This window comes from Anabaena sp. TISTR 8404, from assembly GCF_056847745.1.
In genome coordinates this window covers 3,240,146-3,262,654 of sequence record NZ_CP180578.1, presented here as the reverse complement: position 1 = coordinate 3,262,654, position 22,509 = coordinate 3,240,146, and the positions used below count along the sequence as shown (strand labels likewise).

At 38.2% G+C, this 22,509-nt stretch carries 16 protein-coding genes; 11 read left to right on the top strand and 5 right to left on the bottom strand.

The annotated features are described in order from the left end of the window. Positions 1–67 precede the first annotated feature (67 nt). A complete protein-coding gene (locus tag ACMX3D_RS14100; RefSeq protein ID WP_482752021.1) occupies positions 68–688 on the bottom strand; it encodes a TMEM165/GDT1 family protein in 621 nt (206 codons plus the stop codon). Between the two features lie 635 nt (positions 689–1,323). Between ACMX3D_RS14100 and ACMX3D_RS14095 the strand changes: the two genes are divergently transcribed. The 6 genes from ACMX3D_RS14095 (at position 1,324) to ACMX3D_RS14070 (ending at position 11,971) form a co-directional block, all read left to right on the top strand. Then, on the top strand, positions 1,324–2,565 hold the full coding sequence (locus ACMX3D_RS14095; RefSeq protein WP_482752020.1) for a PAS domain-containing sensor histidine kinase: 1,242 nt from the start codon (positions 1,324–1,326) through the stop codon (positions 2,563–2,565). A 263-nt stretch (positions 2,566–2,828) separates the two neighbouring features. After that, complete coding sequence (locus tag ACMX3D_RS14090; protein ID WP_482752019.1) at positions 2,829–3,458, top strand: response regulator; 630 nt, start codon at positions 2,829–2,831, stop codon at positions 3,456–3,458. A 137-nt stretch (positions 3,459–3,595) separates the two neighbouring features. Beyond that, the gene (locus tag ACMX3D_RS14085; protein ID WP_482752018.1) at positions 3,596–4,786 is read left to right on the top strand and encodes a WG repeat-containing protein; all 1,191 of its coding nucleotides are present in this window, start codon (positions 3,596–3,598) and stop codon (positions 4,784–4,786) included. Positions 4,787–4,911: 125 nt separating this feature from the next. Next, the gene (locus ACMX3D_RS14080; RefSeq protein ID WP_482752017.1) at positions 4,912–7,125 is read left to right on the top strand and encodes an NACHT domain-containing protein; all 2,214 of its coding nucleotides are present in this window, start codon (positions 4,912–4,914) and stop codon (positions 7,123–7,125) included. Between the two features lie 74 nt (positions 7,126–7,199). Then, positions 7,200–7,577, top strand: a complete 378-nt coding sequence (locus tag ACMX3D_RS14075) for a hypothetical protein (protein WP_482752016.1) — start codon at positions 7,200–7,202, stop codon at positions 7,575–7,577. A 428-nt stretch (positions 7,578–8,005) separates the two neighbouring features. Further along, positions 8,006–11,971: an ATP-binding protein gene (locus ACMX3D_RS14070; protein ID WP_482752015.1), complete on the top strand. Its 3,966-nt coding sequence runs from the start codon at positions 8,006–8,008 to the stop codon at positions 11,969–11,971. Positions 11,972–11,995: 24 nt separating this feature from the next. Here ACMX3D_RS14070 and ACMX3D_RS14065 read toward each other — a convergent pair whose 3' ends face one another. Then, positions 11,996–12,922: a carbohydrate ABC transporter permease gene (locus ACMX3D_RS14065; RefSeq protein ID WP_482752014.1), complete on the bottom strand. Its 927-nt coding sequence runs from the start codon at positions 12,920–12,922 to the stop codon at positions 11,996–11,998. Positions 12,923–13,139: 217 nt separating this feature from the next. On the opposite strand from ACMX3D_RS14065, the gene ACMX3D_RS14060 reads away from it, so the two are divergent. From ACMX3D_RS14060 to ACMX3D_RS14050, 3 genes are all read left to right on the top strand, one after another. Beyond that, entirely contained in the window at positions 13,140–13,754 is a 615-nt protein-coding gene (locus tag ACMX3D_RS14060; protein WP_482752013.1) for a DUF1003 domain-containing protein, read from the top strand. Positions 13,755–14,140: 386 nt separating this feature from the next. Then, on the top strand, positions 14,141–14,863 hold the full coding sequence (locus tag ACMX3D_RS14055) for a cadmium resistance transporter (RefSeq protein WP_482752012.1): 723 nt from the start codon (positions 14,141–14,143) through the stop codon (positions 14,861–14,863). A gap of 66 nt (positions 14,864–14,929) precedes the next feature. Next, complete coding sequence (locus ACMX3D_RS14050) at positions 14,930–15,550, top strand: hypothetical protein (RefSeq protein WP_482752011.1); 621 nt, start codon at positions 14,930–14,932, stop codon at positions 15,548–15,550. Between the two features lie 112 nt (positions 15,551–15,662). Here ACMX3D_RS14050 and ACMX3D_RS14045 read toward each other — a convergent pair whose 3' ends face one another. From ACMX3D_RS14045 to ACMX3D_RS14035, 3 genes are all read right to left on the bottom strand, one after another. After that, complete coding sequence (locus ACMX3D_RS14045; protein WP_482752010.1) at positions 15,663–16,439, bottom strand: ABC transporter ATP-binding protein; 777 nt, start codon at positions 16,437–16,439, stop codon at positions 15,663–15,665. Between the two features lie 285 nt (positions 16,440–16,724). Beyond that, positions 16,725–17,741 carry a FecCD family ABC transporter permease gene (locus tag ACMX3D_RS14040; protein ID WP_482752009.1) on the bottom strand — a complete coding sequence of 339 codons (1,017 nt, stop codon included), beginning with the start codon at positions 17,739–17,741 and terminating at the stop codon, positions 16,725–16,727. A gap of 150 nt (positions 17,742–17,891) precedes the next feature. After that, a complete protein-coding gene (locus ACMX3D_RS14035) occupies positions 17,892–19,835 on the bottom strand; it encodes a hybrid sensor histidine kinase/response regulator (RefSeq protein ID WP_482752008.1) in 1,944 nt (647 codons plus the stop codon). Positions 19,836–20,490: 655 nt separating this feature from the next. Between ACMX3D_RS14035 and ACMX3D_RS14030 the strand changes: the two genes are divergently transcribed. Further along, the gene (locus ACMX3D_RS14030) at positions 20,491–21,246 is read left to right on the top strand and encodes a dienelactone hydrolase family protein (RefSeq protein ID WP_482752007.1); all 756 of its coding nucleotides are present in this window, start codon (positions 20,491–20,493) and stop codon (positions 21,244–21,246) included. Between the two features lie 213 nt (positions 21,247–21,459). Beyond that, entirely contained in the window at positions 21,460–22,506 is a 1,047-nt protein-coding gene (locus tag ACMX3D_RS14025; RefSeq protein ID WP_482752006.1) for a sulfonate ABC transporter substrate-binding protein, read from the top strand. The last annotated feature ends 3 nt before the right edge of the window (positions 22,507–22,509 follow it).

Genomic DNA, 22,509 nt, shown 5'->3' with positions numbered 1-22,509 from the left:
GAAAATCTTTAATTTTGGCAAGCACAATACCTATCCCGCCTCGGAATTCATTCCGAGGCGGGATACTTTACGCTCCTTCAACAGCAGCAACTACACCAAAAATTAGAAATAAGCATCCACCAATAAAGGTAAGTTGGCGTTCAGAAATGCGTCCAGCAATGAGTTTACCACCAATAACTGCGATCGCCGCACAAATGCTATGTCCTAAAATTGCTCCAGTCGTAACTCCAATTGGGTTATTACCAGCTGCTAAAGCAATGGTAGCTATTTGGGTGCGATCGCCCCATTCGGCGATAAAGGTTAAGAAGAAGGCTTCTGTTAAAATTGCCCAGGGGGTTTTTCGCTTTGGTAGTTGTAAGTCTGCTTGTTTGACAGCCGCTTCTGCTTCTTCTACTACGTCCTGATTACAAGTAGCCGCAGGCATTTTACTCGCGTCGTACAACAGCTTAATACCGAAGGCAACAAACAAAGCGATTTCGGCGTAATGAATATAAACTTTTGGTAGTAAAGATGCGGCTTGCCCAAATAGCACTGACAAAATAGTCATCGCGGCTAAGGCGGCTGTTACTCCAGTGAACACTAACCGCCGTGAATGGTGCATTGCCAAAATCACGGCAATGAAAAAAGTTTTATCACCAAGCTCTGAAACGGTAATTAATAACAAACCTGCGGTAAAAGCTGTTAACACTCTCTCAAGCTCCTAAACAATTCTTAGCGATGTGAGCTTGAAGAGAGCCAAAAGACCTCACCAAGCTCACATCTTATCTGTGAACTTAGTGAAGGTCTCGCTTTCAAATACTGAACATTTGACATCTGAACCAGGTTCATCACCAGTATGTTGATTCAGATGGACTGGCTTTAAACTTTCACATTTATGCCAGTAGCTACTCCCCTTCTGTTAACCAAAATATTACATCTATCTAAAGTTAGAGTCAATCATTAAGTTTTAACGATTGTGGGAAACTACGATCATCTTAGCAGTTGGCGCAGTTGTCATAGACTTCTAACGAAACAATATCCTATTGCTGTAATTAATAATTATTGTTATTTAATATTTGTCACATTTCATCTACAAAATTATAAGTTTTAGTTGTGTATAAATGCGGAAAACGTTGTAATTTTTTTGTATTTATATAATTTCTGATAAATAATTAATAAAAATAGCACCTATCTAAAGACATATTTTTTAAAGTTCACTGTTGTTCTCAGTATTCTTTGTAATTAGTTATGCAAAAATGATGTTACTTACTAGATGAATTTCAATAGATTCTTCCAGAAACCTGCTGACTGCATCAACCAAAAACAAATATCTCTATCAAGAATATGGAGTTTCACAACCTAAATAAAAATCTCCCTGGAGAACTTTTAAAAGCACCAGTTTTTGAAAAATCAGGGCAAGAAATAGATGCGCTCAACGTTTGTATTGATATTACCGAACGCAAAAAAGTAGAAAAGCTACTTGTTATTTCTAATTCGATTTTAGAGCAAAAAGTTGCTGAACTGACTCTAGCACTACAACAAGAAATAGCAGAACGCCAGCAGGTAGAGCAAGCACTGCGAGAAAGTGAGACACGATTTAGGCTATTAGCAGAAGCAACATTTGAAGCGATCGCTATCAGCGAAAATGGCATAGTTTTAGACACTAACCAAACCTGTGCTGAGATGTTTGGTTATGAACGTTCTGAAATTATTGGTACGCATGTCTTGAATTTTACTGCTCCTGAATATCACGAACAAGTCATGCACGAGATTTGCGCAGGTAATGAAGGATTTTATGAAACTGTTTGTCTGCGCAAAGATGGAACCACCTTTCCCGCAGAGATCAGAGCCAGAGTCATGTCATATAGTGGGCGTACCATTAGAATATCTGCAATCCAAGATATCACTAATCGCCAGCAAGCCAAACAGGCAACTGTATTAGCAGAAAGTAACCGTTTGGCACAAGAAATTCACGATACTTTAGCCCAAGCCTTCGCCGTTGTCATTGTTCACTTAGACACCGCCTCTAGAAAACTCACAACTGATATAGAAGCAGCACAGAAATTAATCAAAGTAGGGCGAGACTTAGCTCATTCTGGGCTAACTGAAGCACGCCGTTCGATTAAAGCAATGCGTAGACGCGAAGCGACTTGTCGCCAGACATCGCAATTATTAGAAGAAGGGGATCTATGCAATGCTATCAATCGCTTTGCAACGCAGATGTTTGGCTCTAGCAATACACAGATTAATTTTCAAGTAATAGGGGAAAGCTATCCTCAGCCTCCAGATGTGGAGAACAACTTGCTTCGTATTGGGCAAGAAGCATTAACCAATGCCTTCAAATACGCCAAAGCTCAAGAAATTCAAATAAAACTAGCTTATCAAGAACAACAGTGTAGCTTGCGAATCAAAGATGATGGGCAAGGATTTGACATAGCTAGTGTATCTATTATTAACAGTTTTGGGTTGTTAATCATGAGCGAACGGGCTGAACGCATCGGGGCAAAACTAACAATTTGGAGTTCGCCAGGGCAAGGAACAGAAGTGACTGTAACGGTTAACGGCAAGAAAAATAATGATATTTAAGCTTCTCTCCGCCTCGGAGACTCTTTGGGGAGAGGTTCATCGACTTCACGTTGAGTTAATCTCAAAACTGCATAAGTTAATTTTGCTTTCACTTATTAAGAATACAGAGAGGAAGCAAACAAGCTGAATCTTCAATTTAATTAACTGACAATTTCTTACCTACACAATTAGACGTAAATTCTAATTGCTTCTTGAGTAATTGTCTTAGCTCTCCTGATTCCATTTTTTCAGGTTGCATCTTACATTAAGCAAGAGTAAATGAGATGAACCAATCTAATGTTATTCGCCTCCTGCTTGCTGACGATCATCCCATTTTGGGACAAGCATTAACAATGTTGCTCCAATGTGAGCCAGACATGAGTGTAGTCGGTCATGCTTGCGATGGGCAAGAAGCAATAAAACTTTTTCAGCAACATCAGCCAGACGTGACGCTGATGGATTTGCAAATGCCAAAGATGGAAGGTGCTGAGGCGATCGCAACCATTTGTAGTAAGTTTAAACACGCCCGGATTATTGTGTTGACTACCTTTGATGGTGACGAAGATATCTATCGCGGATTGCGGGCTGGTGCAAAAGGTTATATTCTCAAAGGTGCTGAACCAAACGAACTCTTGAATGCGATTCGCACTGTTCATCAAGGTCAAAAGTACATTCCGCCGCATATAGCAGCCAAGTTAACAGAGCGGATGGGTAATGAAGAGTTGAGCGATCGCGAGTTAGAAGTGATGCGCCTCATCGCCAAAGGTAAGAATAACCAGCAGATTAGCAATCTCCTGAATATTGCTGAGAGTACCGTCAGGTTCCATGCCAATAATATTTTTGGGAAGTTGAACGTGAGCGATCGGACTCAAGCCCTAGTCACCGCCCTCAATCGCGGAATTGTGAGGTTGTAGTTTGCATTTTCTCAACCTCACATTTTGATAGGTTTTAAACCCAACATTTAGCTAGTGACAAAGTTGAGCCTGTTTTTTAGGCTTGGTATATTCACTGAGGTTTGATTTGTATAGGTTTGAGGAGGGCACTCATAATCATGCCTAGTGTATCAATAAATCCCATTGGACTAATAAATATAAAATATTGGATAAATATTATGGATGAAAATACTAACTTCATACAAAAAATTACCAACCTGATAGCAGATTTAATTGAATTGACAAAAATTTTATACATAAATAAAAACTATATATATATTGCTTTAATTGTTGCAACTGCATTTATAACTACCTTAGTTAACTATTTTTTTAGCCCAACAAATCCACTGCTATCAACAACAACAAATATTGATTATCAAATTTCCGCAACTTATCTATCTGCTGGCACTTTTTCTGAGGATTTAGCTCCCGTTAGGAGCAGTGATACTGGGAATATGTTATACATTGATAGAAATGGTAAACCTATAATTAACGAAGATTTTGATGGTGCTTTGCCATTTTCTAAATCTGACAAACTAGCACTAGTTTGGAAGAGAGGCAAGAATAGAGGCTATATAAACAAAGAAGGTGTTTATGTAATTCCACCTCAATATCCTATTCGCGCCGCAGCTAATTTTTCTCAAGGATTAGCCAGGGTATGTCTTCCTAATTGTGGTTATATCGACATTACTGGTAAAGAAGCAATTAAACGACAATTTACTGGTGCTGGTGACTTTTCGGAAGATGGTCTAGCTCCTGTACAAAGAAATAGTCGATGGGGTTATATAGACACTAATGGTAACTTTATAATTCAAACCTATTTCGAGGAAGCTCATGCTTTTAGTGAAAAACTCGCTCCAGTTAAAACAAATGCAAATGGACAATGGGGTTATATAAATACTAATGGTGTGATAACAATTCAACCACAATTTGATTCCGTTAGTCTTTTTTCAGAAGGATTGGCAGCAGTCAAAAAAGGTAATAAATGGGGTTATATAGACATTAGCGGTAAATTTATAATTCAACCACAATTTGATTCTGCATCTGAGAAAAAACAGTCTTATATGTGTGATGTGTTAGAAAGCTTTAATGGCGAAGGTGTTAATTGCAAAAATTTAGATCGTCGCTATGACTTTTCAGAAGGATTGGCAGCAGTCAAAAAAGGTAATAAATGGGGTTATATAGACACTAGTGGCAAATTTATAATCCAGCCACAATTTGATGAAGCTTATAAGTTTTCACAAAATTTAGCCGCAGTGTGTATGAACAATGCTAGTCAAAAGCGATGCGGTTACATTGCACATCCTTAAATGTATGAGTAATATACCTTGTCTATAAATTTTTAGGCATTCTCTGCAACTACCTTAAGTGTTTTTGCTAGTAATTTATGTTTAGCCTAGATTAACCTTTTATCTAAATTAGAGGTGTTCAAAAAATGTATGGATCTGAATTGCCAAATAATCTTCAGATTTTTGGTGGAGTTAAGGGTTGGGTTCATGAAAATAAAGGAGTTGTACATCAAAACTTTACTTTTGAACTATCTAACTTTTTTGGGTTAAGGTCATCAGATGCAGCAAAAAAATTTACTCAGTCTGAGCGGGAACAGAAAAAGGTCTTACTCAATAAGGTTAAAAATTATTGGATTAAAAATATCTTAGAAAATTCATTACACACCAAAGTAATGATAGAACTTGGTTTAAAAGAAGAATTAGATGCAGTCAAAGATATTTTTACTGAACAAAAAGAGCAGTCGGCTCAGCTAAATCGACTACCAACAGGTGCAGATGCGACTGATATCTTTAATCAAATGGGAGAGGGAAGAACCTTGTTAATTCTTGGAGATCCAGGATCAGGTAAAACAATAACCCTTCTCAAATTAGCAAAGAGCTTGATTGAGCGTACCGAACAAGACATGAGCCGACCGATTCCAGTAGTGTTTACTTTATCTTCATGGGTAAATAAACGACAAAAGATATCAGACTGGCTAGTTCAAGAACTCTGGAATAGATATCAAGTTCCTAAGAGTCGTGGTAAAAGCTGGGTAAAACAGGAAAAAATACTACCGTTGCTAGATGGACTGGATGAAGTCAAGCCGGAACTGAGGCAAGCCTGCGTTGAAACTATCAACCAATTTATGCAAAAACACGGACATACTGAGATTGTCGTAACCAGCCGTATTAAGGACTACGAAGCTCTCTCTTCTCAGTTGCAATTGCAAGGTGCAATCCGCATCTTACCTTTAAGCGATGACCAGATTAAGCAATATTTGGATAAAGCTGGTAGGGAACTGGAAGCCGTAAAACATCTACTTCAGACAGATACGAAGTTGCATTCCTTAGCATCGTCACCCTTAACCCTCAGTGTGATGACGCTGGCTTATAAAGGCAAGAAACTAGCAGAATTACCCCAAACAGGTTCAGTGGAAGAACGTCGTCAGCACTTGTTCAATACTTATATTGAGCAGAGGTTCCAACGCAAAAATCACAAATATCCTAAAGAACAAGTGATTCGATGGCTGAGTTGGTTAGCTTATAAAATGTCTCAAGCATCTCAAACGGTTTTTCTGATTGAGCAAATGCAGCCCAACTGGTTGGACACAAACATTCAACAAAGCCGCTATCGGTCTAGATGTATGTTGGTTGGGGGTTTAGCTACTCTGTTGATATTATGGCCAATTTATGCTTGGGATCCTCTTTATGAGTTAGGTTGGCAAGCAGTCGAACATCAGAGAGGGGGACTGATGAATGCCTTGAGGTGGGGAATAGTTTTAGCGCCGATTTTTGGATGGGGTGCAGCAGAAATTAAAACATATGAAACCCTGACTTGGCCTTGGAAAAAAACATTGAATAACTTGCTTGCAGGATTAATTACTGGACTAAAGTGGGGACTAATTTTTGCGCTCAGTTTAGCACCGCTTGGTGGCCTGTGGATTGGCCTGACAAAGTGGCAAGCTTACGGAGGAGCAAGATCAGGAATAATGTGGGGGATAGAATACGGACTGAAGTGGGGGCTGAGTTTGGGTCTGTGTTTGGGTGTAATTGATGCCTTGAGAGGATCTGAAATAGAAACAAAAACTCTTCCCAACCAGGGTATTTGGAAATCTGCGAGCAATGCCGTAATTACTGGGTTAATTAGTTGGCTAATTTTGATTCCGATTTATTTGTTTAATTCGCAGCAAATTTCTAATATTTATTTGCGACTAATTTATGGGCTAGACAATTGGGTAAAAAGCACGCCACTTGATATAGCAACTCCTGCTCTAAGATGGGGGCTGATTTTGGGTTTAATATTTGGTGGTGGCACAGCCTGTATTCGACATTTCACGTTACGTTTTATTCTTCATCGTCAAGGTTTTATGCCTTGGAATTATGCCCACTTCCTCAACTACGCTAGTGAACTTGTCTTTCTACACAAAGTTGGTGGTGGCTATATATTTATTCATCGTATGCTTTTGGAACATTTCGCTCATATTTATAGGAATAACACTCAAATAGACCTAGGCTTAAAAAATACTGAATATATCGATCACCAAACTTTAAAGCCAGAAGAAAATTATATTTTCTGTAGTAATTGCGGACATAAAAATTCGGTAAATTGTAATTTTTGTCCCAAATGTGGTACTCCAACAGTTAAACCAAGTCATGTGTAAAACTGCTGGAATTTATCTGAGAGTTGCAGAAAGCTGCTTATTTTGTGTAGTAATAATTTTTCGGAGATGAGTTTATGGATCCTATTTCTCTTATTCTTTCAGCATTAGTAACTGGTGCTACTAAAACTGCTGGTGATATTGCTCAAGATGCTTATAATGCTTTAAAAGCTTTGATTAAGCGTAAGTTTGAGACCCAAGATAAATTAAGTGCAGGATATATTTTAGATAAGCATGAGGAAAAGCCTAAAGCTTGGCAAGAGCCACTTAAGGAAGAACTCGTTGAGTCTGGCGCTGATAAAGACGAAGAAATTATCAAGGCTGCTCAGAAAGTTATGGAATTGGTGAAACCGCAGGAGGCAGCCACAGGCAAATTCAATGTAAATATTAGTGGTGGTGATATCAAGGGTTTTGTGCAGCAAAATACAGGAACTGTCAATCAGACGTTTAGTTAAATAGCAGAAGTTTCACCTGGAAATATTTACTTTATACAAGTTTGGCACTTTAAAAGATTGCTTTTATTTTAGCGATCGCATCTATTCCTTTAGTAGGTGTGATCGCCTTTCTGATCATAGGCTTAAAACAGTTTCTCTACTAATCTTCTTCAATTACCCATTTAACTTTAAAAATTTCTCAAGTTTGTTTTCTTGTAAATGAGTAATTATACTATTAAAAATTTTACGTTTCTTCAATATTGAATTTGTCAAAAAAATTGATGTTTATTGATTTGAGAATATCATGCTATATTGGCTAAAATAAGGAAAATAAGGTATAAAACTGTTGATGTAAAGTTTTATGTCACTATCAACATGGACGAGGAAATTTAGAATATCTTCATAGTTGGCAAAGAAAATTTCAGCTAATAATTGAAATTAATAAAAAGATGGCTGCCAACCTGCCTGGGTACTTACTCAACGAATATCTGTATGAAGGTGTAGATACCTCTATCTATCGTGGTCGTAGCGAGTCAGATTTCTCTACAGTTATTATTAAAACTACCAAGGCGGAATATCCGACTCTCGAAGAAATTACAAGTTTACGCCATGAATACACAATTCTCCAGGCTCTAGAGGATGTCAAAGGAATTGTCAAAGTACATGGCTTAGAAAAATCTGGTAATAGTTTGGCTCTGATTTTAGAAGACTTTTGGGGCATATCTTTTCAACAATTATTAGCTTTAGGGAAATTGCCAGTTTTGACATTCCTCTCTATTGCCATTCAATTAGCTGAAATTTTACATAACATACATACAAAGCAGATTATCCACAGAGACATTAACCCTCAAAATATTCTGTTAGCGCCGGAGAGTTTGACAGTTAAATTAATTGATTTCGGTATTGCTGTGCAGCTGTCAAAAAAAAATCCCTGCATTAGCCATCCTGAAAAATTAGAAGGAACCTTAGCTTATATTTCACCAGAGCAAACCGCAACAACCAATCTGTCAGTAGATTACCGTACAGATTTTTATGCTTTGGGTGTAACTTGCTACGAAATGTTGACTGGTCAGTTACCGTTTACAATGACCGATGCTTTAGAGTTAATAAACTGTCATTTTGCCAAAAACCCAGTACCACCGCACGAAGTTGACTCAGAAATTCCTAAACCAGTGTCGGATATTGTGCTGAAGTTAATGGCTAAAGCGCCTGAAGACAGGTATCAAAATGCTCTGGGATTAAAAGCAGACTTAGAAACTTGCTTGTATCAGTTACAATCTCAGGGTGAAATTATTGAATTGAATTTGGGTGAGTTAGATCAATTTGGTAAATTTCAAATTCCCCAAAGACTTTATGGACGTACTCAGGAAGTGCGATCGCTTCTTGACGCATTTTATCGAGTAGCCGCTGGTAGCACAGAGATGATCCTGGTTTCTGGGGATTCTGGGATTGGAAAAACCAGTCTCGTCAATGAAATTTCCCAAACCATAGTTCAGCAACAGGGATCTTTTATTTCTGGTAAGTTTGACCAGTTGAAGCAAAATGTTCCCTACTCTGCATTTATTCAAGCTTTTCAACAATTAATTAGGCAGATATTAACAGAAAGTACTGAAAAAATTGCTGGTTGGAAAGAAAATATTGTCACAGAATTAGGTTCTAATGCTCACGTCATTATTGACGTTATTCCCGAAATAGAACAAATTATCGGAGCTCAACCTACTGTAGCAGAATTAGCAGCTACCGAATCTAAAAATCGCCTACCTCATGTTTTACAACAATTGTTCGAGGTTTTTGCCAAGCCCGAATACCCACTAGTTGTATTTTTAGATGACTTACAATCGGCAGATGCAGCATCACTCAAATTACTTGAGAAGGTAATCTGCAATCAAAATAGTCAATATTTATTGATAATATGTGCGTATCAGGATAGTGAAGTTCACTCAAATCATCCCACAATTAATACAATTGAAAAAATCCACTTCCGCCAAGCTGTAGTACATAACATTGTGCTTCAGCCATTAAGTTTTGAGGATATCTGTGAATTAATTAGTGATAGCTTGAATGCCACTTTAACACTCCAGAGCTTTCACTTACATCATAAAAATCATGACAGAATTAAAGAATTAGCGCAATTAATTTATCACAAAACTCAAGGTAATCCCTCTCTCATCAATTACATACTGCAAACACTGGACACAGAAAATTTATTGCAGTTTGATTTTGCTGAGAAACAATGGCAATGGGATATTCAGCAAATTCAAGCAATAGAAATTACTGAACATAAAGTTGTAGAATCGGCAGTACAAAAACTGCATAAACTCCCAGATACAACCAAGCAAGTTTTGCAGTTAGCAGCTTGTATCGGTAATCAATTTACCTTGAAAAATCTGGCGATCGCAAATAAAACCTCCATACAAGATACTACTGAGGCGCTGTGGGATGCACTGCAATTCAATCTGATTTTACCAGTATTGCAAACAGAGCAAATTACCTACAAATTTCTGTGCGATCGCGTGCAGCAAGCAGCATATTCTCTTATTCCTAATGACCAAAAGCAAAAGACACACTTGAGTATTGGCCGCTTGTTATTACAGAAAACCCCTGATTCTGCTCTTGAAGAAAACATCTTTGATATTGTCAACCAACTTAATCTGGGTTTGGAATTAATTACTCAAACACCAGACAAAGAACATTTAGCTGCTCTTAATTTAATTGCTGGAATTAAAGCCAAAAAATCAACAGCTTGTGAAGCTGCTGTTAAATATTTAAATGTTGGGTTAGGACTCCTGCCAAAAACAGTTTGGTCTACTAATTATGATTTAGCTTTAAACCTACATATTGAAGCTATAGAGGCTGAATACTTATACAGCAATTATGAGAAGTTTAAACAACTATCAGAAATTGTTTTGACAAAAGCTAAAAAGCCTCTAGATAAAATCAAAGTCTACGAAATTAAAATCCAATTTTATATTGCTCAAAACCAAATTGTAGAGGCAATTAATACTGCTTCAGCCGCATTAAAAATGCTGGGTGTTTCTTTGCCGCAAGAAACTGATCAAATTAATATTCTCGGCAACACTCTTGTTACTAAAATGCTTGTCAAAGCCAAAGGCATTGATAACTTAGCTTATTTGCCAGAGATGACTGATCCTTATAAAATTGCGGCAATGCGGGTTTTAATTAGTATACTTCTTCCTGCTTATCTGACAACTCCAAATCTGTTTTCACTCGTCATATTTAAGATAGTTAATCTGAGTATGCGATTTGGCAATTCTCCACAGGCTGCTTATGGGTATGCTCTTTATGGCTGGCTACTGTGCGGAGCATTAGGAGATATTAAGTCTGGGTATGAATTTGGTCAGTTGGCAATGAAGGTAGTGACTCGATTTGAGTCTACAGAATTACAATGCAAAATTGTCAATATATTTAATGCTTTTGTTCGCCCTTGGCAAGAACATGCTAAAGAAACAATCCCAGCTTTTGTAGACGCTCTGCAAATGAGTTTAGCAGCAAGTGATATAAAATATGCAGGTTACAGCATTATTAATTATTGTCAGCATAAATTTTTGCTTGGGGATCATTTAGATGATATTTGTGATTCTCAAAAACCCTACATTAATTTAATGTGGCAGCTGCAACAAAACAATGTGATTCATACAATTGGTATAGTCGGACAAACAGCAGCTAATTTAGCAGGTGAATCAGCTAATCCCTGCCGTTTAATTGGTGATGAATTTAATGAAACAGAAATCATCCCGGTTTTTCAAGAAGCTAATAGGGAGACTTCACTGTTCATGACTTATTCTTACAAAGCTATGCTGCTGTATTTATTTAAAGAGTATGACCAATCTGTAGCACATGCAGAGTTTGCAGAAATGTATGCAGCAAGTTGTTGGGGATTTATGACATTAGCAACGCACAATTTTTACTATTCTTTGGCGTTGTTAGCTAGTTATGCAAATCAGCAGCATCCAGAAGCTCAAAAACAAATTTTGAAAAAGATTGAAAATAATCAGAATAAGATGAGAAATTGGGCAGCACACGCTCCCGAAAATTATCAACATAAATATGAACTAATTGCAGCCGAAAAAGCGCGAGTTTTAGGCAATAATTTGAAAGCGCTCGCTCATTACAAAGCAGCGATTCAAGGAGCCGCCAATTATGGCTATATTCAAGAAGAAGCCTTAATTAATGAATTAATATCTGAGTTTTATTTCGCTTACAATCAAGTACCCATAGCTGAGCTTTATTTAATTAAGTCTTACTATGGCTATATTCGTTGGGGAGCGAAAGCAAAAGCAAAGAATTTGGAATCTAGATATCCAGGATTCTTTGCTAGAATTCTCCACCGCCAAAATACTAACATTGATATTCATCAAAAAATAGCTACTGCTAAATCAGCATACATTCAATAGATCACTAAATTGATTTTTTTGATTCTATACAATAGAATCTCCCCCTTGCTGATTAATAGCTAAGCGTAAAACTGACAAACCCAAAATTATTAAAAATAATATCAAACCAATTGTGCAAGCATAGCTAATTTCTAAATTACTAAAGGCTTGTTCGTATAAATAATAAACAATAGTTTTAGAACTATCTAGCGGGCCGCCTTGGGTCATAATATACACTTCTTCAAAAACTTTCGTTGCAGAAATAGCCGAAATTACTGCTACTAAAGCTAGATAAGGCCTCATTAAAGGTATGGTAATATCCCAATGTTTGCGGATACCATCTGAACCATCAATAGCTGCGGCTTCATACACATCAGTAGGGATTGATTGCAACCCAGCCAAATAAATTACCATGTAGTAGCCTAATCCCTTCCAAATCGTGACAGCCATCACACTGGCTAGAGAAATTGGTACAATCCCTAAAATTTTATCTGGACTTGTTAACCAAGGAACTCCCTCTGGGAAAATCCCCAAAGTTCTGAGTAACTGATTAAGTAAGCCGTTTTCTGCATACAACCATTTCCAGGCGATACCTGCAACTACCATTGAGATAACTACTGGTGTGTAATATGCAGCTCTAAACCAGCTAACTCCCCGTAGTTTTTGATTTACTAAAATTGCTAACCCTAAAGGGGTAATCACCAAAATTGGGACTACACCTACAAGATACAGAAAAGTGTTTTCTAAAGTTTTCCAAAAAACTGCATCCTTCCACAAGCGCAGGAAGTTAGCAAAACCTATCCACTGTGGTGGTTGGCTAATATCTTCGTAACTGGTGAAGCTGAGGTAAAAGGCTTGTAATGCAGGCCAAAAAACAGTTAACCCCAATAAAACTAAAGCAGGTAACAAAAATAAATACGGAGTAAGTCGTTGTTGGAAGATAATCCAATCTTTAGATGTCAGTTGACTCATAGAAGTGTTGGTTAGCAAAGCTAACTCATATTACACGAATAGATGAGGTTGGAGAGCGATCGCTTAACTTCCATCTAAGTAGTTCTTGGCTGTTCTTTGTATCAATCACTTAAATTTATTAATTTAAAAAGCAATAATATTTGTATTTATCAGAGTAACACCATAAATTAAATGCATAAAGAAAAACACAGACAGCAATTACCCAAAGAGGTAAATTATGAATCCAGTAGTTAAACAAAAATCAGAGCTACAACAAATTACAACTGAAGAATTAACTCCAGGTCAACGCCTTGCTGATAAACTAGCAGCTCATGTAGGTTCTTGGAAATTTCTAATTTGCCAAAGCACCGTTTTAGCAGGATGGGTTGGTTTGAACTTAGCACCAGGAGTTCCCCATTGGGATGAGTCACCATTCATTATGCTCAACTTGGTGTTTTCTTTCGCTTCAGCTTACACAGCACCAATAGTTTTGATGAGTCAGAACCGTCAGTCTGATACTGACAGAAGAAACGCTGAAATTGACCACCGAGTAAATTTGCAAGCCGGACAAAACATTGAACTACTCCACGAAAAGTTAGACGCATTGCACTCTCAACAAATCGCAGAACTCACTCAAATTGTCAAAGAACAACAGCAAATGCTACGGGAAATGAAAGTAAATTTAGCGGCTGCTTCCAAAGAAATTAAAGAGAATCGAGTCACTTTAGCATCAGGACTCATTGTTCAAATTAACGATAAATTTCCTAAAGAAGCTGCTGTTAATCAAGTCAGCAAAAGTGATCACTCAATTGCAGATAATGCCAAAGTAATTGATAAATATATTCGTCGATAACAATGAATAAGCAACTATTTTGTCATTTTTTCACTAGAGTGAGAGTCTAAATTTTAAATATCTTGAGCCAGTTCTAGACTAAAATCTTGACTCTTCCACTCTTAACTTATTACAAGCATTAGCAGCAATTTAATATAAGAATCCGGTTTGATTAATGAAATTAATTGCACAGGGAGGGAATAGGGAACAGGAAAGAAGAAATAAAGGGATACTGAGTTTTTTCAGAAATCAAATACTAGTCTCATATAATCAAATATTTGGATTAATTTAGCACTTCAGTTAACTTTAAATGCTACGTCTCCACACTTAACAAAGTAGCAACCAGAATTTGCAAAAATCAATCAGTCACAGCACAACATCAATGTGCAGATAAAGGAGAGATAGAAATGAATGGAATCATTACAGGAATTCCCACTGGGATAACAGCTTTTACCGCTACAAATTTGGATGATTTAGTCATTTTGACGCTGTTATTTTCTCAAGTGAATGCCAATTTCCGTCGTCGGCACATTGTAATTGGTCAATATCTTGGTTTTAGTACATTGGTTGTTGCAAGTTTAGTTGGTTTTCTCGGTAGTTTAATCTTACCATCTCATTGCATTGGTTTTCTCGGTTTTGCACCTATCGCCATTGGATTAAATCGTCTACTGAACCCAGACAAAGATTCGTCCTCAACAACAGAATCAGAGCAAGAATTAACTAAATCTTCACCCATTACTAGTTTTTTATCTCCCCAAAGTTTGAGTGTCGCGGCTATTACTATTGCCAATGGTAGTGATAATGTCAGTATTTATATGCCATTATTTGCTAATGCAGACTTCTCTAGTTTATTAGTCATAATTGCAGTATTTTTGTCCCTAGTTGGAGTGTGGTGTTATGGAACATATAAACTTACCCGCCAACCTATTATCTGTAATTTGATTTCTCAGTATGGGAACAATATTGTTCCTTTTGTGTTGATTGGTTTAGGTGTATTTATCATTTTAGATAGTGCTTCATTACCTCCAATTGCTCTGGCTGTTAGCTGTCTAGTTTTGATGGGATTAGTCAAACTATATGGGATTAATACACAGGTAGAAACATCTGCGGATGTTGACTGGCGAATGTAATTATCAATGTTTGTTACTCAATCAAGACAAATTGAAAACATTTTCATACTCCATAGGAGAAATATCATGAAACTCTTCCGAATTGCTCTCGTTGCTTTAGTACTTATAGTCAATTTAGTAGTTGCCCCACCTTCTTGGGCTGATAAACCAAATCTGACCCAGGGAACTGAATATACTGAAGTTAATCAAGCAATTGATAACCTTTTGAAATTAAAAGAAACTCCTGCTGATACGCAATATACACCAGAAGAAATTGAACATAAATTGGGTGATTTAAAATTACAAAAATATATTTTAGAAACAGCACAAAATTGGGCGCAGTGCCGCAATGAAACAGGTAAAACCTTAGCTGTATATGCTCATAAACCCAAAAAATTAGCTCAAGGCAATAATCTTTATTTTTTGGGAAATGGTCAAGTTACAGATGATGATTGGGATTGCGATGGTGTTTATTTACCAATTGGGACTAAATTACCTGGAGAACCTGAAGGATTAACAGAACCTTTGGCTGTTAAAGTTGTAGATGGAACTCAATTAGTAGCTAAAACAAATCCCGAAACGGGTGTGCTGGAATTTAACATCGCTCCTGCTAATGTCTTCAAAGTCGGTGATATTGATTGGTTAATTCCGAATTTGACTCAAGCTGATATTTATGCCAAAGTTCCTGACGCACCAATTGAAGATTAAAGTTCATTGAATTCTGACACAAAGTAATACCTGAACATCAGCCCTTAGACAAAAAATCTAAGGGATTTTTTATGGCGATCGCACCTTTAAATCTGAATACAAATTATTTCTCTCACACAGCAGAAATAGCACAAACTTGTAAACCTACTGGTGTTTGTATAATTACAGCTTCTACACCAAAAACTTGAGCGATCGCCTGTGGTGTTAACACTTCTTCTGGTATGCCAACTCCCCAAAGTTTTCCTTGTTTTAATAAAGCAATACGAGAACTATAGCGTGCTGCTAAATTTAATTCATGTAAAACTGTAACTATAGTTAATTCCTGTTGTTGATTTAAATCTTTCAGCAGTTCTAATAATTGCAATTGATAATTAATATCTAAATAAGTTGTCGGTTCATCTAAGAGTAAAACTTTTGGTTCCTGTGCCAGTGCCAAAGCTAAAAATGCTCGTTGTCTTTCACCGCCTGAAAGTTGTTCGACGGGGTGATCGCTAAATTTCTCTAACTGCGTTTTTTGAATTGCCGCATCAACTTTCTGCCAATCTTGCGCTGTTAATTCCCATTGCCACCAAGGTTGATGCGGTGTACGTCCTAAGCTGACTAATTGTCTAACATTTAAACCTGCTGGCACAGTTTGTTGTTGTGGTAACAGTGCCAATTTCTGTGCTACTACATTCGGCGGTTGAGAATGAATTGCTTTGCCGTCAAGTAATACTATTCCCTGTTGGGGTGTCAGAATTCGACTCAATAATTTCAGTAAGGTCGATTTACCAGAACCATTAGCACCAACTAAACTTAACCATTCTCCTGTTTGCAAAGTGAGGTTAATATCTTGAACAATTGGTTCTGCGGTGTAACCACCAGTGAGATTTTGCAATTCTATAGGCATTTTATAGTAGGTGATAGGTTACAGGGGAAAGGTTACAGGTGATAGAGGATAGATTTAACAGCTTTTGAATTTGTTAGTTTTATCGTCCATTTTGAATTCTACATTCTGCATTCTTCTTTTAAGAGTATGTTTGAAAAGTCTAAAATTCTATTAAAAACCCCTCTCCAAACCTCTCCCCTGCCAGGAGAGAGGCTTTGAAACCCCCCTTCCCTTGTAGGGAAGGGGGGCTTGGGGGGTTAGGTTTTTAAAATTTTGATGTTACCGACAATACTTTTCAAACAACCTCTAAGATTTACCCAAGCCAGCAGAACGACGATACAGTAACCAGATAAATAAAGGTGAACCTAATAAAGCCGTGACAGAACCTACTGGTAATTCGACTGCACCTAGTCTAGATAGTAAATCTGCAAAGGTAAGCAACCACGCACCCGCCAGCGCTGACAGTGGTAAAACAAAGCGGTGGTCTGTACCTACTAGCAACCGGACTCCATGCGGTACTACCAAACCAACAAAGCCAATCAAACCACTGATGCTAACTGCACCAGCTGCTAATAAAGTTGCAACACCACCAATTAATAAACGCGATCGCGTCAATGATACTCCCAAACCAACAGCTAAATCATCTCCCAACGCCAGCACATTCACAGACCGCGCCAGCAACCATCCGCCAAGCAACGCCACAATAATATAAGGCCCCGCAGTCGTAATTTCTTTCCATCCTCTAGCGTTCAAGCTACCTACTAACCAACTCAACGCTACTTGAATTTGACCGTCTTCGGCGAGTAACAGCAATGTACTTTGGACTGCACCTAATAAAGAACTGACTGCTACTCCTCCCAAAATTAACCGTTCAATCGAAATTCCCGAACCTGCACGACCGAGAAAAATTACTATGGCTGAGGTTAAAATTGCCCCTAGCCACGCCGCAAAGGGAATGGCGATAGGGAAAACTTGCCAAGTAATCATGAGAATCACAATCAACCCTGCACCTGCGGAAATTCCCAAAATAAAAGGATCAGCCAGACTGTTGCGTAACATCCCTTGCAGCAATGCGCCGGACATTCCCAAAGCTGCACCAACAATTACAGCAGCGATGATTCGGGGCAGCCGCAAATCCCAGATAATAGTTTGGTTTATAGAATCGCCTTGATGCAGAATCGCTTGCCACAATTGCGCAAGACTTAGAGGTACTGCGCCTTGAGACAACGACAGCACTAAAGTAATAATTAGCGCTGTACTGATGAGCAAAACAGCCCAGAGTATACGGTTTTTACTAACAGCAGCTAGTGATGAAATTTTCATTAACAGATTTTATCTCTGGTGCGTAGACGCGAAGTGGCTTGTCTTAAGACATCGCTGTTATTCTACCTTATGCACAAACTTAAACTGCGGTTGCATCTTCCCTGACTTTCACAATTAACTGCTCAACAAAGGTGAGCATCAAGACAGAATCTAGTTAAGTTTTGCACTAACTAAGTCAGTAATTGCTGCAACCAGCTTCTTTGCTTCTACTGGTTTAGAAATATGCTTTTGAAAACCTACTTTTAAAGCTTGTTGGTGGTCACATTCTCCAGCATAAGCAGTCAAGGCGATCGCGGGAATCTTTCCTCCTTGCTCAGAGGGCAGGGTTCTTAACTGCTGCATCAACATATATCCATCAATATCTGGCATACCAATGTCGCTCAAAAGTAAGTCTGGCTGAGATTTGGTGAAAGTAATTAGTGCTTCACTTGCTGAGGCAACTGCTGTGACACTTGCTCCGTATTCCTTTAGTAAGCAAGTAGTAAATTCCCGCGTATCTGCATCATCTTCTACTACTAAAATCTTGATGCCATTTAAATCTAAAGATTGCTCAGATTGTTCACTATTTTGGTTTGTCAAAGGTTGAGTCGGCATCAGTGGTAATTTCACTATAAAAGTTGCTCCCTGATTAATACCTTGGCTTTGAGCCTCAACTGTTCCGCCATGCAGTTCGACTAAGTGCCGCACAATTGCCAAACCTAAACCTAATCCACCAAAATTTCGGGTTGTGGTGCTATCTGCTTGGCGAAAATAGTCAAATACGTAGGGAAGGAAGTCTGGCTGAATGCCTTTACCTGTATCGCTGACGGTGATTAAAGCTTGAGAACCAAGGCGTTCTAGCCGGATGTCTACACTTCCTCCTACATCAGTGAACTTAATTGCGTTGGAAAGGAGATTCCAGATGACTTGTTGTAATCGACTAGGATCGCCGGAAACTTTGTCTAAATTCGTTTCTAGCATTGTATGTATTTGAATTGATTTGGCTTGTGCCGCCAGACGCACTGTTTCTATTGCTGCTTGAATCGTTGCTCCCAAATCTACAGGGCGAATACTCAGGGTTAGTTTACCTCTCAAAATCCGAGAAATATCCAGCAAGTCGTCAATTAGTTCAGCTTGCAACTGAGCATTGCGCTCAATGACTTTTAGTGCTTGAGCGGTCTGAACCTCATCTAACTTTTTGCTTTGAAGTAACTGTGACCAACCAAGAATAGGATTCAATGGTGAGCGAATCTCATGAGATAACACTGCCAAAAATTCATCTTTGATGCGATTTGCTGCTTCTGCTTCTGAGCGTGCGGCTTGTTCCCGTTTGAGCAGTTGTTCTCGCTCTTGTTCTGCTTGCTTGCGATCGCTGATGTCAAGACAGAATGAAATTACTTCTTCTTGGTTATTGTCAGCTGCTCGCAATAAAGTACCACCAATTAAAATAGATATAAGCTTACCATCTTTGCGGCGATATTCTTTTTCTTGCAGTTGAAATACTCCTGTAGCTGCTAGTTCGAGAATCGAGAGATCGCTTAGCCCTAAATCTTCTGTCAGTGTGAGATCTTGCCATCGTATTCTGCCTACTAAAATTTCTGCGCGTGAATAACCTATCATTTTCAGAAAGGCTTCGTTAGCTTCAACAATCTCACCTTTACTATTGCTGACAATTACACCAATGATATTAGATTCAACTAAATGCCTAAACTTAGCCTCACTCACTTGTAGCTGCTTTTCTCGTTTTTCTAGGTGTTGCTGAGAAATGTGTAATTTTCTCTGAAGCCCACTCATAATAATTGCTACTATTACAAACACGCATAGATGCACTATGCTATCTATACGGTAAGCAAACAATGTAAATAATGGCTCGATAAAAAAATAGTCTATAAATACAGTTGACAAAGCAGTTGCAAGTAGCCCTGCTTCCATCCCGCCATACCAAGCACTAACTGCTACAGCCCCAAAAAAAAGCATAAACATCGTTGGTTTAAGTAGCGAACTTAGTAGCACTGACAGTAATAGTGAAATCGTTACGGTTAGTAATGCCACAATATAAGGTGCCAGACGTTGACGTATTTTTTTTAAAGAATTTAGATTGAATTTGTATCGCATGATGCAGCTTTCCCACAGCCAAAAAAAACAAAAGTGTGATCACATACGATTTTCAAATTAGGGCTGAAATATACTAAGTCTTAAAATTATCTCTTATGTTTTCAAGAAGAGTATTACGTAAATGTGACAAATACTTGACTAAAGTTTGCTGATTATAGCAATGGAAAAAGTTATAATTACTTTGAAAGTAAATACTTATACACCTTATCTCTTTAGAGATATCACTAAATTTGATTTTAATTAAATGACACAATATTGACACAGTTTCGTCAAAATTTTTATTTGGAAAAAAGCCTAAATTAGAAAATAAGTTCAAATTATTACTTTGTAGATTACGTGGTATATTTCAATCTCTGGATTTTTTGGTAAACTCTGCAATTTCTCTTCGATTCTCACCAGTATCTCGCCGTAAAAAGCGATCGCATCCTGAATATAAGCAATCAAAACCCTCTGACCCCTGTACAGTGGAGCAAATGTAAAAATTTACACTCTTAAACCGCTAAACCCTTTTAACTTTGACAAGGGGCTTGCCATTGCACGATGTTTGTGAAATACTACTTTAAAAATACGGTAAATCGATATAGGTTTAGTAGTATTTATCAGGACATACTGTAAAAAACCCTGTTCTCAAAGGAATTGCGGACTAATCCTTAAGATGACAAACACAGGAATTCGTACTAATCAAGTTAAAGTCCCAAACGGAGATTTGCAGATTGATGCTTACCTAGCGGAACCTGCAAAAGAAGGGAAATTTCCCGCCGTCATCGTGATTCAAGAAATTTTTGGAGTCAACATCCATATTCGGGAAGTTGCAGAAAGACTAGCTAACGAAGGGTATGTAGCGATCGCACCAGCCTTATTTCAACGGACTGCACCTGGTTTTGAGGCTGGTTACACCCCCGACGATATTCAACGTGGACGCGCCGCCAAGGATCAGACAAAAGCTGAAGAGATATTGAGTGATATTCAAGCAGCGATCGCTTATTTGCGAACTTTACCCAATGTCCAAGGAGATGCGATCGGTTCCATCGGCTTCTGTTTTGGTGGACACGTTGTTTACTTAGCAGCCACCTTACCAGATATCAAAGCCACAGCGTCCTTCTACGGTGGTGGAATTCCGACCTCCACTCCTGGCGGTGGAGAACCCACAATTACTCGTACTCCAGATATTAAAAACCCAATTTACGCCTTCTTTGGTACAGAAGATAAAGGCATTCCTTTAGAACAAACCGAACAAATAGAAGCGGAATTAAAGAAACACCGAATTCCGCATCAAATCTTCCGTTATTCTGGCGCACAACATGGCTTTTTCTGCAACCATCGCGCCAGCTACAATGCCGAAGCTGCGGCTGATGCGTGGAAGCATGTTTTAGAACTATTCCAGAAGAACTTGCAATTGCAGCCAGTCTAAACCCTACTCCTCCCTACCTCAACAACAACCTCTGCCATAAATTTGATGACTTGGTAATCGGTAATTGATTCATCATTACCAATTACCAATCTTTACTTGTGTGAATTTCTTCATATTTCCCGTCCCAGAAATTAATTTTTGGGAACTACCTTAAGTCAGATTTCACTGGCTTTAATTTGTCGTGTCTACCTTTTTACGAATACTTGCAAAAACATGGTAACAGCAGTAAAACAAACAAAAATCAATATTTTTCAGCGTGTTTCTCTTTTTATACTTCCTGGAATATTTAGCATTTCTACAACCTTAGTTAGTTGCTCAGTTGATACCCCAAAATCGGAGAATAAAACCACAGGTTTTACCGCCAAAGTAGTTCACATGGGCTATCAAAGTTCAGGTGATTTAGTCAGACTTCGAGGAGTATTAGAAAAACGCTTACAACCCCTGGGCGTTACTGTAGACTGGGCGCAATTTGCCGCAGGGCCACAATTAATGGAAGCGATGAATGTTGGTAGAGTTGATATAGGTTCTGTAGGTGAAACTCCGCCGATATTTGCTCAAGCTGCTGGCACAGAGTTAGTATACATTGCCAGCAATAAGCCGGGGAATGGTCAAGGAAGTGGAATTATCGTTCCAAACGATTCTTCAATTAAAACATTAGCAGATCTGAAAGGTAAAAAAGTAGTTTTTCAAAAGGGTTCTGCTTCTCATTACTTATTAATTAAAGCTTTGGAAGAAGGTGGTTTGAAATATAGTGATATTCAAGCAATTAGTTTGCCGCCGACAGAAGCTCGTGCTGCATTTATTCAAGGAAAAATCGAAGCTTGGGTAACTTGGGATCCCTACTTAGCATCAGCCCAAAAAGTTGCCAATGCCAGAGTTTTAAGAGATGCAAGTGGGATTGCTACTCAAGGTGGATATTACATGGCATCACGCAAATTTGCAACTGAAAATCCAGAGTTAGTACGAGTAATTCTAGATGAAATAAATAATGTCGGTAAATGGGCAGAACAGAATACAGATGAAGTTGTAAAAATAACTGCGCCTTACCTCAAATTGGATCAAGACATTTTAAGCACAATGATTAAAAGGCGTACTTACGGCTTAAGACCAATCACACCAGAAATCATGGAAGGTCAACAGAAAATTGCTGATTTGTTTGCCCAAGAAAAAGTAATTCCGAAACGCATTGATGTGAAAGACGCAATGCTAACTACCGAACAATATGCAGCGATAACACCAAAAACTATTAGCCAGAGATAAGAT

Bases quoted from the DNA above. Each gene is read 5' to 3' on its own strand.
- ACMX3D_RS14095 (WP_482752020.1), top strand. From the start codon at position 1,324: ATGGAGTTTCACAACCTAAATAAAAATCTCCCTGGAGAACTTTTAAAA.
- ACMX3D_RS14070 (WP_482752015.1), top strand. From the start codon at position 8,006: ATGGCTGCCAACCTGCCTGGGTACTTACTCAACGAATATCTGTATGAA.
- ACMX3D_RS14050 (WP_482752011.1), top strand. From the start codon at position 14,930: ATGAAACTCTTCCGAATTGCTCTCGTTGCTTTAGTACTTATAGTCAAT.
- ACMX3D_RS14075 (WP_482752016.1), top strand. From the start codon at position 7,200: ATGGATCCTATTTCTCTTATTCTTTCAGCATTAGTAACTGGTGCTACT.
- ACMX3D_RS14055 (WP_482752012.1), top strand. From the start codon at position 14,141: ATGAATGGAATCATTACAGGAATTCCCACTGGGATAACAGCTTTTACC.
- ACMX3D_RS14085 (WP_482752018.1), top strand. From the start codon at position 3,596: ATGCCTAGTGTATCAATAAATCCCATTGGACTAATAAATATAAAATAT.
- ACMX3D_RS14060 (WP_482752013.1), top strand. From the start codon at position 13,140: ATGAATCCAGTAGTTAAACAAAAATCAGAGCTACAACAAATTACAACT.
- ACMX3D_RS14045 (WP_482752010.1), bottom strand. From the start codon at position 16,439: ATGCCTATAGAATTGCAAAATCTCACTGGTGGTTACACCGCAGAACCA.
- ACMX3D_RS14065 (WP_482752014.1), bottom strand. From the start codon at position 12,922: ATGAGTCAACTGACATCTAAAGATTGGATTATCTTCCAACAACGACTT.
- ACMX3D_RS14040 (WP_482752009.1), bottom strand. From the start codon at position 17,741: ATGAAAATTTCATCACTAGCTGCTGTTAGTAAAAACCGTATACTCTGG.
- ACMX3D_RS14025 (WP_482752006.1), top strand. From the start codon at position 21,460: ATGGTAACAGCAGTAAAACAAACAAAAATCAATATTTTTCAGCGTGTT.
- ACMX3D_RS14030 (WP_482752007.1), top strand. From the start codon at position 20,491: ATGACAAACACAGGAATTCGTACTAATCAAGTTAAAGTCCCAAACGGA.
- ACMX3D_RS14035 (WP_482752008.1), bottom strand. From the start codon at position 19,835: ATGCGATACAAATTCAATCTAAATTCTTTAAAAAAAATACGTCAACGT.
- ACMX3D_RS14080 (WP_482752017.1), top strand. From the start codon at position 4,912: ATGTATGGATCTGAATTGCCAAATAATCTTCAGATTTTTGGTGGAGTT.
- ACMX3D_RS14090 (WP_482752019.1), top strand. From the start codon at position 2,829: ATGAACCAATCTAATGTTATTCGCCTCCTGCTTGCTGACGATCATCCC.